The organism is Bradyrhizobium macuxiense (assembly GCF_007993935.1).
GTDB lineage: Bacteria > Pseudomonadota > Alphaproteobacteria > Rhizobiales > Xanthobacteraceae > Bradyrhizobium > Bradyrhizobium macuxiense_A.
This window is the reverse complement of sequence record NZ_VITY01000009.1, coordinates 78286-91017: the sequence shown is the minus strand read 5'-3', so window position 1 is coordinate 91017 and position 12732 is coordinate 78286. Positions and strand designations below refer to the sequence as shown.

Here is a 12732-nt window from a genome sequence, read left to right as displayed (position 1 = left end):
GTCTCGCAAAGTTAGCGCGCTTGCCGTCACGTCCTGTTCCCCAGGGTATGAGCGTTACGTCGTCGCCTCCCGCACGAGTTCCTCGGCCGCCTCGGCCAGAAGCTCGTCGGATGCTTCGCCATAAACTGACTCGCGGCCGATTTCCAGCAGCGCGGGGACGGCAAGCGGGGAAACGTGGTCGAGATCCTTGTGGGTGATTCGGCCGTGGATGCGCGAAAGCATGTCGCTGAGGCGGCGGAGATCGAGCAATCCCGTGGCGGCATCGCTGCGCGCGGCGCGCAGCAGCACGTGGTCGGCCTGGTGCTTGCGCAGCACATCGTAGATCAGATCGGTCGAGAACAACACCTGGCGGCGCGACTTCTCCTCGTCGGTGAAGCGGCGCGCGATCAGCCCGGAGATGATGGCGCAGTTGCGGAAGGTGCGCTTCATCAGCGCGGATTCCGCGAGCCACGCCTCGAGGTCGTCGCCGAGCATATCGGGATCGAACAGCGCGTTGAGATCGAGCTTGCCGGTTCGGATCATGAAGGAGAGATCGCCGACGCCCCAGACCGCAAGCGCATATTCGTTGGCGACGAAGCCGAGCGGACGGGCGCGGGCGCGCTCCAGCCGGCGCGTCAGCAGCATGCCGAGCGTCTGGTGCGCGAGCCGTCCCTCGAAGGGATAGCAGACCAAGTAATGGCTGCCGCCGCGCGGAAAGGTTTCGACCAGCAGTTCGCGCACTGCAGGCACCCGTGAGAACTTTCGCTGCAATGATAGCCAGTCATGCACCTGGTCCGGCAGCGCGTTCCAGGCCCGGCTGTTGTCGAGCAGCTTGCGGACCCGTTCGGCGAGATAGGTCGAGAGCGGGAACTTGCCGCCCATATAGGACGGCACTTTTGCGTCTTTGTCATTGGCGCGGGAGACGTAGACCTGATCTTCAACCAGGGCCTCGTAGCGCACCACCTCGCCGCCAAAGACAAAAGTGTCACCGGGCACCAGGCCCTCGATGAAGACCTCCTCGATTTCGCCGAGCATCCGGCCGCCGCGCGCGATCGCGCCGGTCGATCCGCTGCCACCCGCACGCGAGCGCACCAGCCGCACCTTCAGCATGGTCTCCTCGACGATGGTGCCGACGTTGAGGCGGTAGCTCTGCCGCACCTTGGGATTGGTGACGCGCCAGCGGCCCTGCTTGTCCTGCTTGATGCGCGCGAAACGCTCGTAGGTCTTCAGCGCGTAGCCGCCGGTGGCGACGAAGTCGACGACGTCGTCGAAATCCGTTCGCGACAGCGACGCATAGGGCGCGGCCGTCCTCACCTCATCATAGAGCTCATCGGACAGGAACGGCTTGCCGCAGGCGCAACCGAGCACGTGCTGGGCCAGCACGTCGAGCGCACCTAGCCGCAGCGGCGGCGTGTCCTGCGCATTCTCGGCGATGGCATCGATCGCGACAGCGCATTCCAGCACCTCGAAGCGATTGGCCGGCACCAGCACGGCGCGCGAGGCCTCGTCGAAGCGGTGGTTGGCGCGGCCGATCCGCTGCATCAGCCGCGACGAGCCTTTTGGCGCGCCGATATTGATGACGAGGTCGACATCGCCCCAGTCGACGCCGAGATCGAGCGAGGAGGTGCAGACCACGCCGCGCAGCCGCCCCGCCGCCATTGCGTCCTCGACCTTGCGGCGCTGCGCGACGTCGAGCGAGCCGTGATGCAGCGCGATCGCGAGCCCGTCGTCGTTCATCCGCCAGAGATCCTGGAACAGCACCTCGGCCTGGCTGCGGGTGTTGACGAACACCAGCGTGGTCTTGTTGCGCTTGATCAGCTCATAGACCTCGGGCAGCGCGTGCCGCGCGCTGTGGCCCGACCACGGCAGCCGTTCGCGGGTATCGAGCATCTCGACCACCGGCGGCGCCGCACCGCCGGCAGTGACGACGTCGGCGGATGCGCTCTCGCCGCCCGGCTGCGGCACCAGGAAACGCGCGAGCTGTTCCGGCTCAGCCACCGTTGCCGAAAGTCCGATGGCACGGATCTGCGGTGCGATGGTCCAGAGCCGCGCCAGCCCGAGCGAAAGCAGGTCGCCGCGCTTGGAGGTGACCAGCGCGTGCAGCTCGTCGAGCACGATGCGCTTCAGCGACGAGAACAGAAACGGCGCGTCGTCGGAGGCGAGCAACAGCGCCAGCTGCTCCGGCGTCGTCAGCAGGATATCCGGCGGATAGCGCCGCTGCCGCTGCCGCCGCGACACCGGCGTGTCGCCGGTGCGGGTCTCGATCCGGATCGGCAGCCCCATCTCGGCGACCGGCGTCTCCAGGTTGCGCGCGATGTCGACCGCGAGCGCCTTCAGCGGCGAGATGTAGAGCGTGTGCAGCCCACTGGAGCGGCGAACCGAGCGGCCGGTGGAGATAAAGGTCTTTCTTGGCTCCGCTGCACTCGCTGGTAGGGCTCCCTCCCCCCTTGCGGGGGAGGGTTGGGGAGAGGGGTAAGCCGTATCGTTCGGAGCAAGCGGCATACCCCTCTCCCGCCGCCCCCCGACGCGCAATTGCGCGTCAGAGGGCGTCGACCTCCCCCGCAAGGGGGGAGGTGGCGATCGAGTTTGTGTCTGCAGACTCGTTGCGCTCGCCTCCCCGCTCAATTCCACCAGCGTCGGCAAGAACCCCGCCAGCGTCTTGCCCGCGCCCGTGGGCGCGATCAACAGTGCGGAACGCTCTTCGCGCGCTTTCGCCAGCAGCGCGAGCTGGTGCTCGCGCGGCGACCAGCCGCGTGAGGCGAACCAGTCGCGAAACCGGCGCGGCAGGAGATCGGCCGTTTCCGACGGCGGGACGGAAAAGAGATCGAGCGTCGACACGCCCAAGAGGTAGGCGGTTCAGGCGGTTTCGTCGAGGGTGGGGCGATAATGGCGGCAGGTGGCAGCAAGGTGCCGACTCCCTCCCCGCCGTCATTTCGAGGAGCCAACGGGTCGCGCGAACGCGCGCCCGATGGCAGGCTCCGCGACGAAGCAATCCATCTCTCCCCGAGGGGATCGATGGATTGCTTCGCTTCGCTCGCAATGACGGGGATGGTGCTCTGCGCTCCCCTACTCCGTCATCGGCTCGCCGGAGAGATCCCAATCCTTGCCGTTGAAGATCGACACATAGAGCGTCTTCATCGGCGTGTAGTCGTCGGGCGTATAGCTGTAATTGATGCCGTCGAGGAAATAGGGCGAGTGGAAACCGGCCAGCGTGGTGGCGTGCTTCAGCACGTTGGCGCGGGTCAGGTCGTCGCCGCAGCGGCGCAGGATTTCACCCATCGTCGCCGCCTGGCCGTAGCCGGCGAAGGCGATGGTGTTATCGGGGTCGATGTTCGGCAGGTACTTCTTGCGCAGCTCCTCGAACGCGACCACGTCCGGATCCTTCTCGTAGCGCGGCACGCCGACTTCCTTGTTGTAGCGGATCGCGACGATGTCCTTCGCATTCTCGAGGCCCGCGGCGCTCAGGATCGAGCGGCCGGTCGAGCCCGCCGACAACAGCTGCAACGGCTTCCAGCCGAGCTCGGCGACCTTGCGGATCGACTGCGACGTCGCCTTGCCTGTCGTGATGTTGTAGAACACGTCGGCGCCCGACTTCGAGAGATTGATGAGCTGGGAATCGACCGTCGGATCGGTGAGATCGTAGGTCTGCTCCATGATCACCTGCGCCTTGCCGCCGGCATCGGCCAGCACCTTCTTGAATGGGCCGAGGAAGTCGCGGCCGAAATCATCGTTCTGATAGAGGATGCCGATCTTGGCGTTCGGCTTCACGCTGACGACGTGCTTGGCGAGGATGCGCGCTTCGGTCGGATAGAGCGGCAGGCCGGCCATGGTCCATTTGAAATTCTTCGGGTCGTTCCACTTCGAGGCGCCGGTATTCAGCAGCAACTGCGGCACGCCCTTGGAATTGAGGTATTTGTGCACGGCGGTCTGCGGCGCGGTGCCGAGCGAGCCATAGAGCGCCAGCACCTCCTCCTGCTCGACCAGGCGGCGCGTCGCCTCGACGCATTTCGGCGCGCTGTAGGCGTCGTCCATGGTGAGGAATTTCACCTTGCGGCCGTTGATGCCGCCCTTGTCGTTGAGCATCTGGAAATAGGCTTCGCCGACGCGGCCGAGCACACCATAGAGCGAGCCGGGGCCGGAATGCGGCACGGTCTGGCCGAGCTTGATCTCGGTGTCGCTCGCACCCGGATCGTACTTCTTGTCCGCGGCCCGGACGAACGGCGCGGGCAGCACGGATGCTGCGATGACGGACAATGCAGTGGCGCCGAATTCGCGCCGCGTATGTTTTTTCATTCTGTCTCTCCCTGAGGCGCAAAGCTCTCGCATTCCGCCCAGCGCCGGGCAAGCGCGAAGTCACGGCTGTGTGGCGCAATGCCGCGTCACGGCAAATGCGTAGCGTGTAGACTCAAGTTGGGGCGTGAGGCGCTTCCCTTCTCCCCTTGTGGGAGAAGGTGGCGCGGACGAAGTCCGCGACGGATGAGGGGTCTCTATCCGCGGAGACAGACCCCTCACCCCGCTTCGCTGCGCGAAGCGACCCTCTCCCACAAGGGGAGAGGGTGCGTCACGACTTGGTGGCGACGGCTACAAGGCCGGGGGCCGGGATGTTGTCTTCATTGCGCGCGGAGAGATCGTCGAGCAACGCCAATGTCAGGCCCGCGGCGGCGACCGAGGCGCGCACGTAAGCCGCACTGTGGGCGTAGCGCAGTCCCTCGCCAAGGATGACGCCCTCGCCGCCGTGGGTCTCCGCCGTGAAGGCGAGCACGCCGCCGGCGACCAGCACGCGCGCGGCCTCGGCGAGAACAGGCGCGAGATCGGCGACATAGACCATCGCATCGGCGGCGATGATCAATTCGGCGCTGGCGTCCGGCTTGCCGGAAATCCCCTGCAGCATGTCGTCGACCTCGAGCTCGGCATAAAGGCCCGTGGCGCGCGCCTTGTCGATCATCCGTGGCGACAGGTCGATGCCGATGAACCGATCGACATGCCCTGCGAACGCGCCGGCCGCAAGCCCGGTGCCGCAGCCGAGATCGATCGCGCGCTTGAAGAAGGCCGGCTTCTTGGCAGCCGCGCGCACCGACAGCACCGCCTTGAAGAGCAGCGCCGGGCCGCGATAGCCGAGATCGCCGACCAGCGCAGCCTCGAAGCGCGGCGCGTATTGATCGAACAGCGTCTGCACATAGCCCGGCGGCATCGAGCTGACCGGCTCGACGCCGAGCTGCATCAGATGCAGGCCGGCGCCGTGGCGGTCCTCGGGGTCGGCGTCGCGCGCGGCGCGGAAGGCTGCGATCGCGGCGTCGCGCTGGCCGAGCTCGAGACGTATCTTGCCCAGCGTGTACCAGGCGGACGTGAATTTCGGCACCAGCTCGATCGCCTGTTCGAGCAGCTCGGCGGCGGCCGGCAGATCGCCCTTCAATTGCAGGTCGCGCGCGAACTCGTAGCGGCGGTCGGCAACGAGGTCGCCGGAGGACAGAAACAGGCGCGGGGCCATTTTCTTTAAGGAACCAATCTCGTCTTAAGGATCCTGGCCGGGTGGCCATCCATCAAAGCACGGACTTTTTCCGGAGATGGATGCGCGGGTCAAGCCCGCGCATGACGATTAGATATCGTGGAATCAATGCCTATATGGTCGGCATGCGCCCGCAAGACATCCTGATGCCCGTCCCGGCCGGGCTTTGCTGCAAGCCCGGCGGCTTCCACATCGATCCTGTCAGGCCGGTCGAGCGGGCCCTGATCACGCATGGCCATTCCGACCATGCGCGGGCGGGCCATGGCGCCGTGCTCGCGACCCAGGAAACCCTCGACATGATGCGGCTGCGCTATGGCGAGAATTTCGCCGGCTCGGTGCAAGCCGTGGCTTACGGCGAGGAGATCAGGCTCGGCGACGTCACGGTGTCGTTTCATCCCGCCGGTCACGTCTTGGGCTCCGCCCAGATCTCCGTCACCTGCAAGAGCAGGCGCATCGTCGCCTCCGGCGACTACAAGGATGCGCGCGATCCGACCTGCGCCGCGTTCGAGCTCGTGCCCTGCGACGTCTTCATCACGGAGGCGACCTTTGGATTGCCGGTGTTCCGCCACGGCGACGCCGCCGGTGAAGTGAACAAGCTGCTGGCGTCCGCAAAACTGTTTCCGGAGCGCGCGCATCTGGTCGGCGCGTATTCGCTCGGCAAGGCGCAGCGCGTGATCGCGCTGCTACGCGAGGCCGGCTACGACGCGCCGATCTACCTGCATGGCGCGATGGAGAAGATCACGTACTATTATCAGGAGCGCGGCATTGCGCTCGGCGAGCTCCGGCCGGTGCGCGGCATGAAGAAGGCTGAGCTTGCCGGCACCATCACGCTGGCGCCGCCGAGCGCGACCTCAGATGTCTGGACGCGGCGCTTTCCCGATCCGGTCACCGCCTTTGCGTCAGGCTGGATGCGGGTGCGCGCCCGGGCCCGGCAGGGCGGCATCGAGCTGCCGCTGGTGATCTCGGACCATGCCGATTGGGATGGGCTGACGGCAACGATCGCCGCCACCGGCGCCGGCGAGATCTGGGTCACCCACGGCCAGGAAGACGCGCTGGTGCATTGGTGCAAGAGCAAAGGCCTTGCCGCGCGGCCGCTCGATCTGGTCGGCTATGGCGACGAGGACGAAGGCGAGACCGCGGCAGTCACCGGCGAGGCCCAGCCCGCTGGCGAGGCAAAAGCATGAACCGGTTTGCCGAACTGCTCGACCGCCTCGCCTACGAGCCCGGCCGCAACAACAAGATCAGACTGCTGGTCGGCTACTTCCGCGAGACCGAGGACCCCGACCGCGGCTACGCGCTGGCGGCGCTGACCGGCGCATTGTCGTTCAAGCACGCCAAGCCGGGCCTGATCCGCGATCTGATCACCGAACGCACCGACCCGGTGCTGTTCGGCTACTCCTATGATTACGTCGGCGATCTCTCGGAAACCGTCGCGCTGATGTGGCCGAAGGCTGGAGCAAATTACGCCGGGTCTTTGCTGGGCCACCCCTCTCCCCGACCCTCCCCCGCAAGGGGGGAGGGAGCCCAACCGGCTTACTCACCTCACAACGATGTTGAAGGAATTGACGTCAGTGAGGGACGCACCGGTGAACAGGCTCCCTCCCCCCTTGCGGGGGAGGGTTGGGGAGAGGGGTACCGCGGGCGAGATGTCGCCGAGATTCCGCGCACCCACAACAATCCGCCTCCCCCAACACTGACCGACGTCGTCACCACGCTGCGCACGCTCGGCAAGGCCGAGCTGCCGGCGCAGCTGGCGCGCTGGATGGACGAGCTCGACGAAACCGGACGCTGGGCACTCTTGAAGCTCGTCACCGGCGCGATGCGGATCGGGATCTCGGCGCGGCTGGCGAAGACCGCGGCAGCGGCGCTCGGCGACAAGGATGCGCACGAGATCGAGCTGATGTGGCCGGGCCTGTCGCCGCCCTATCTCGAATTATTCGCCTGGCTCGAGGGCCACGGCGACAAGCCGGTCAACCGCGATCCGGCGCCGTTCCGCCCGGTGATGCTGGCCCATGCGATCGAGGACGGCGACTTCGCCAATCTCGACGCCGCCGATTTCAGCGCGGAATGGAAGTGGGACGGCATCCGCGTGCAGGCTGTCGCCGGCCGCGACGCGCGCGGTCACATCCAGGCGCGACTCTATTCGCGCACCGGCGAGGACATCACCGGCAGCTTCCCCGACCTCGTGCCGTCGCTGCATCTGCCCGGCGCGATCGACGGCGAATTGCTGGTGCTGCGCGACGGCCGCGTGCAGACCTTCAACGTGCTGCAGCAGCGGCTGAACCGCAAAGTGGTGTCGCCGAAGCTGATCAAGGAGTTTCCGATCCACCTGCGCGCCTACGACCTGCTCGGCGATGACGAGAACGATTTGCGCGAGCTGCCCTTCGCCGAACGCCGCCCCCATCTCGAAGCCTTCGTCGCCAAGCTCGGCGATCCGCGCATCGACCTGTCACCGACGGTCCCGTTCGCGAGCTGGGAAGAGCTCGCTGCGGCGCGCGCCGATCCGAAGAGCGCCGGCGCCGGCGACGATGCCGACGCGGTCGAAGGCGTGATGCTGAAGCGGCGCGACGCGCCCTATCTGCCCGGACGGCCGAAGGGCCCGTGGTGGAAGTGGAAGCGCGATCCGCACATCATCGACGCGGTGCTGATGTATGCGCAGCGCGGACACGGCAAGCGCTCGTCCTATTATTCCGACTACACGTTCGGGGTCTGGACCCGTGGCGAGGCCGGCGACGAGCTGGTGCCGGTCGGCAAGGCCTATTTCGGTTTCACCGACGAGGAGCTGTTGCAGATCGACCGCTTCGTCCGCCGCAACACCACCGAGAAGTTCGGTCCGGTGCGGCATGTCGTGCACGAGCCGGATCAGGGACTGGTGCTGGAAGTCGCATTTGAGGGCCTGCAGCGCTCGCCGCGTCACAAATCCGGCGTCGCGATGCGCTTTCCCCGCATCAGCCGCCTGCGCTGGGACAAACCGCCGCGCGAAGCCGACCGTCTGGAGACACTTGAACGGATGTTAATCTCCATGACAGGAAGTTAAACCCGCAAGCCGCATGGCAGCCATTGATCGCGCCTCGCGGGTTTCCCATGTGCACCGCCGTGACTTATAATGCGGGCGATTCCGCCAGGAGAGAGCGATGCCAGATAACATCCGGGACTTGCCGGCCGGCCACAGCGACGGCCTGTACCGCTTTCTCGGCGGTTCGCCGCTGTCGGTGGCGTTCCGGCTGATCCTGCTCTCGATCCTGGTCGGCGTCGTGCTCGCCGCGATCGGCCTCGATCCCTGGAACATACTCTACAGCATCCGCAGGCTGTTCCAGAGCCTCTGGGATTTCGGCTTCGACGCGATCAACTGGGCCTGGCGCTACTTCCTGCTCGGCGCCGTGATCGTGATCCCGATCTGGCTGCTGTCGCGACTGTTCGGCGCGCCGCGCGGCCGCTGATCCAGAGAGAGCCCGCAGCCGATGCAATTGCAATTTGTCGGCTGCGGCGATGCATTCGGCTCGGGCGGCCGCTTCAACACCTGTTTCCATGTCAGCGGCATCAGCGTCAATTTCCTGATCGATTGCGGCGCCTCCTCGCTGCCGGCGCTGAAGCGGCTCGAGATCGATCGCGACGCAATCGACCTGATCCTGATCACGCATTTCCACGGCGATCATTTCGCCGGTCTGCCGTTCTTCCTGCTCGACGCGCAATTCTCCCGCCGCACCCGGCCGCTGGTGATCGCAGGGCCCGAAGGCATCGAAACGAAATTGCCTGAGGTGATGGAGGTGATGTTCGAGCATTCCTCCAAAACCAAACAGCGCTTCGATCTGTCCGTCGTCACGCTCGCGCCGCAGGAGCGGCGCAGCTTCGGCGAGGTAACCGTGACGCCCTACCCGGTGGTGCATGGCGAATCCGGCGGACCGTTTCTCGCCTATCGCGTCGAGGCGGAGGGCCGCACCGTCTGCTACAGCGCCGACACCGAGTGGACCGACGCGCTGATCCCGGCGGCGCAGAACGCCGACCTCTTCATTGCGGAAGCCTATACGTACGAGAAAATGGTCAAGAACCATCTCAGCCTGAAAGCGCTGGAGACGCATCTGCCCGCCATCAACGCAGGGCGCGTGGTGCTGACCCATATGAGCGACGACATGCTGGGCCGCATTGACCAGTTGCCCTTCACGACAGCAAGCGACGGCATGGTCGTGGTATTCTGACGATGCAATTGCTTTCCCGGCGCCCAGCCCCCTCGCCGCCGCATTGCTCTGAGCACAATTCCGGCATGGCCGCGCGACGGACGACGCGATAAAAGCGTATATTCCTTGCAACTGTAGCCATGCACGCACCCATCTACCCGAAGATCACCACCCGCCAGGTGTTCGCCATCGCCGGCCCCGCGATGGTCGCCAACCTGACCACGCCGCTGATCGGCGTCGTCTCGACCACCGCGATCGGCCGCCTCGACGACGCCGCGCTGCTCGGCGGGGTGGCGATGGCCTCGGTGATCTTCGACTGCCTGTTCTGGCTGTTCGCCTTCCTGCGCATGAGCACGCTGGCCTTCACCGCGCAGGCGCAGGGCGCGGGCGAGCCGCAGGAATATGCCGCGATCCTGGTGCGCGGTTTCATCGTCGCCGGCCTGATCGGCGCGGCGTTGATCGCGCTGCAGGTGCCGCTGGCCGCAATCACGTTCCAGCTGATGGGCGGCAGCGAGGGCGTCACGCGCGCGGCGAAAACCTATTTCATGATCCGGATCTGGTCGGCGCCGCTGGCGCTCGCCAATTACGTCATCCTGGGCTGGCTGGTCGGTCAGGCGCGCGCCAATCTGGCGCTGGCGCTGCAGATCGTCATCAACATCATCAACATGATCGCAACCGTGCTGCTGGTGCAGGCCTACGGTGCCGGCATTGCCGGTGCGGCGATCGCCGCCGTGCTCGCGGAGACCGCCGGCTTCGTTGTCGGCATCGTCGTGGCGTGGCGGATCTCGCAAGACGGCTTTGCGGTTCCGGCGGCGACGCTGTTCGACCGCGCCAAGCTGATGCGCATGCTGGCGGTCAACCGCGACATCATGGTCCGCACCGCGGCACTAATCGTCGTGTTCCTGTTCTTCACCGCCAAGGGCGCGCGCGAAGGCGACGTCACGCTGGCGGCGAATTCGGTGCTGAACAATTTCCTGCTGGTGAGCGCCTTCTTCCTCGACGGCCTCGCCAACGCCGCCCAGCAGCTGTGCGGCCGCGCCTACGGTGCGCGCGACGGACGCGGCTTCGCCGATTCGACCCGGCTGGTGCTGCTGTGGGGCATCGGCTTTGCGCTGGTGGTCTCGGTGCTGTTCGCGCTGTTCGGTCCGGCGCTGATCAATCTGATGACGACCAGCGACGACGTGCGCCGCTACGCGCGCGACTTCCTGCTGTTCGTGGTCCTGGCGCCCTTGCCCGGCGTGTTCGCGTTTGGCTTCGACGGCATCTATGTCGGCGCGACCTGGGCGCGCGAGATGCGCAATTTGATGCTGGCCTCGCTCGCGATCTTCCTCGCCACCTGGTGGGTGCTCAGCGGCTACGGCAACACCGGCCTGTGGATCGCCTTGATCGGCTTCTACGTCGCGCGCGGCGGCCTGCAGGGCCTGCGCTATCCGGCGATGCTGCGGAAGACGTTCAAGGCTGCGTAGGTCTGTAGCCCGGATGGAGCGAAGCGAAATCCGGGGTTCTCGCCCGCAGCGACACTGTCCCGGATTACGCTTCGCTTCATCCGGGCTACAGGCTACCTCACCGGCCAGTCCTCGGCCGTGATGGTCGCGGCATCGGCGCCGACGATTTCGGAGAGCGAGTCACGGCCCGTGCGCAGCAAGGTCGAGGACAGATCGCGCTTGATGTCGTCGATCAGGCCGATGCCCTTGTAGACCAGCGAGGAATAGAGCTGGATCAGGCTGGCGCCGGCACGGATCTTGGTCAGCGCGGCGCCGCCGCTATCGATGCCGCCGACGCCGATCAGCGGAAACGCGCCCTCGACGCGGACATAGGTCTCGGCGACCATCCGCGTCGAGAGGCGGAACAGCGGACGGCCCGACAGGCCGCCCTGCTCCTTGGCGCGGTTCTCCTCGCGCAAGGTGGAGGGCCGCGCCAGCGTGGTGTTGGCGACGATCATGCCGTCGACGCGCCGCGATCGGGCGACGTGCACGACGTCGTCGAGCTCGGCGAGGCTCAGATCCGGCGCGATCTTCAGCAGCACCGGCGAGTCGCCGGCGTTCTTGCGCACGCGCTCGCGGGTATCGATCACCCGCGCCAGCAAATCATCGAGCGCCGCCGATTGCTGCAGATTGCGCAGGCCCGGCGTATTCGGCGAGGAGACGTTGACGGTGAAATAGCTCGCGACCGGCGCAAAGGTCTCGATCAGCTTCACATAATCGGCCGTGCGGTCCTCTGAATCCTTGTTGGCCCCGACATTGACGCCGACGATGCCGCCACCGCCGGCGCGCGCGGCAAGCCGACGCAGCACGGCTTCCGCGCCGTCATTGTTGAAGCCCATGCGGTTGATGACGGCCTCGTCGCGCTCCAGCCGAAACAGCCGCGGCCGCGGGTTGCCGGCCTGCGGCTTCGGCGTCACCGAGCCGATCTCGACAAAGCCGAAGCCGAGCCGCAGCAGCGCGTCGGGCACTTCGGCGCTTTTGTCGAAGCCTGCCGCCATGCCGATCGGATTCGGAAAGTTCAGCCCGAAGGCGCGCACCGCGAGCTTGGGATCATCCGGCCGTTGCCGGATCGGCGGCAGCAGCTTCAGGCCCTGGATCGCCATGCGATGGGCATCTTCGGGATCGAACCAGCGCAGCAGCGGCAGCGAGAAGGCGTCGAAGGCACGGATCACGGCTTGAGCTCCGGAACGTCGTGGCCGCCATCGGAGCGCGCGCGCAGGTCGAGGATTTCGGTGACCGCGCCGAGGTCGAGTTCGCCATAGAGATGCGGGAACAGCTCGTCATTGCGCGAGCGCTCCCAGCGCAAGGCGTCGCCGAGCGCAGCGGCATCGACCGCAACCAGGAACAGGCCGGTTTGCCCGTGGTAGTGCTTGCGCGCGGTCTCGGCCACCTGGGAGGCTGTAGAAAAATGGATGAAGCCGTCGCGATTGTCGTCCGCACTGCCCCGGTACACGCCCTGCCGCTCGGCCTCGCGCCAGGCCGAAGCGGGGGTGATTTTATAGATCATGGGCACGGCCCGGCCTTCCCTTTTGTCCTTGAGTCTCTTGGGGTTTTATCCGGATTTGAGGGGAAATGCCCCAGTCGCCAT

Annotated in this window: 10 protein-coding genes; 5 read left to right on the top strand and 5 right to left on the bottom strand. The window is 66.3% G+C overall.

What is annotated here, in order from left to right:
* Nucleotides 1–54 precede the first annotated feature (54 nt).
* The 3 genes from FBZ93_RS23515 to FBZ93_RS23505 all read right to left on the bottom strand — a co-directional run bounded on the left by FBZ93_RS23515 (nucleotide 55) and on the right by FBZ93_RS23505 (nucleotide 5467).
* The gene (locus FBZ93_RS23515; RefSeq protein ID WP_146989394.1) at nucleotides 55–2817 is read right to left on the bottom strand and encodes a ligase-associated DNA damage response DEXH box helicase; all 2763 of its coding nucleotides are present in this window, start codon (nucleotides 2815–2817) and stop codon (nucleotides 55–57) included.
* A 228-nt stretch (nucleotides 2818–3045) separates the two neighbouring features.
* A complete protein-coding gene (locus FBZ93_RS23510; protein ID WP_146988917.1) occupies nucleotides 3046–4272 on the bottom strand; it encodes an ABC transporter substrate-binding protein in 1227 nt (408 codons plus the stop codon).
* 268 nt (nucleotides 4273–4540) lie between these two features.
* Nucleotides 4541–5467, bottom strand: coding sequence for a methyltransferase domain-containing protein (locus tag FBZ93_RS23505; RefSeq protein WP_146988915.1), 927 nt, complete (start codon nucleotides 5465–5467; stop codon nucleotides 4541–4543).
* Nucleotides 5468–5610: 143 nt separating this feature from the next.
* Here FBZ93_RS23505 and FBZ93_RS23500 point away from each other — a divergent pair, with 143 nt between their 5' ends.
* The 5 genes from FBZ93_RS23500 (at nucleotide 5611) to FBZ93_RS23480 (ending at nucleotide 11126) form a co-directional block, all read left to right on the top strand.
* Nucleotides 5611–6669: a ligase-associated DNA damage response exonuclease gene (locus FBZ93_RS23500; RefSeq protein ID WP_146989392.1), complete on the top strand. Its 1059-nt coding sequence runs from the start codon at nucleotides 5611–5613 to the stop codon at nucleotides 6667–6669.
* Nucleotides 6666–8522 carry a cisplatin damage response ATP-dependent DNA ligase gene (locus FBZ93_RS23495; protein ID WP_146988913.1) on the top strand — a complete coding sequence of 619 codons (1857 nt, stop codon included), beginning with the start codon at nucleotides 6666–6668 and terminating at the stop codon, nucleotides 8520–8522. The genes FBZ93_RS23500 and FBZ93_RS23495 overlap by 4 nt, the downstream gene beginning before the upstream one ends.
* Nucleotides 8523–8619: 97 nt before the next feature.
* The gene (locus FBZ93_RS23490) at nucleotides 8620–8925 is read left to right on the top strand and encodes a DUF6460 domain-containing protein (protein WP_050426362.1); all 306 of its coding nucleotides are present in this window, start codon (nucleotides 8620–8622) and stop codon (nucleotides 8923–8925) included.
* Between the two features lie 21 nt (nucleotides 8926–8946).
* The gene (locus FBZ93_RS23485) at nucleotides 8947–9681 is read left to right on the top strand and encodes an MBL fold metallo-hydrolase (RefSeq protein ID WP_146988911.1); all 735 of its coding nucleotides are present in this window, start codon (nucleotides 8947–8949) and stop codon (nucleotides 9679–9681) included.
* Nucleotides 9682–9800: 119 nt separating this feature from the next.
* On the top strand, nucleotides 9801–11126 hold the full coding sequence (locus FBZ93_RS23480; protein ID WP_146988909.1) for an MATE family efflux transporter: 1326 nt from the start codon (nucleotides 9801–9803) through the stop codon (nucleotides 11124–11126).
* A gap of 92 nt (nucleotides 11127–11218) precedes the next feature.
* On the opposite strand, the gene FBZ93_RS23475 is transcribed toward FBZ93_RS23480, so the two are convergent.
* Both FBZ93_RS23475 and FBZ93_RS23470 read right to left on the bottom strand, forming a co-directional pair.
* The gene (locus FBZ93_RS23475; protein ID WP_146988907.1) at nucleotides 11219–12316 is read right to left on the bottom strand and encodes a quinone-dependent dihydroorotate dehydrogenase; all 1098 of its coding nucleotides are present in this window, start codon (nucleotides 12314–12316) and stop codon (nucleotides 11219–11221) included.
* Nucleotides 12313–12657: a DUF952 domain-containing protein gene (locus tag FBZ93_RS23470; protein WP_143201823.1), complete on the bottom strand. Its 345-nt coding sequence runs from the start codon at nucleotides 12655–12657 to the stop codon at nucleotides 12313–12315. The genes FBZ93_RS23475 and FBZ93_RS23470 overlap by 4 nt, the downstream gene beginning before the upstream one ends.
* Nucleotides 12658–12732: the final 75 nt, after the last annotated feature.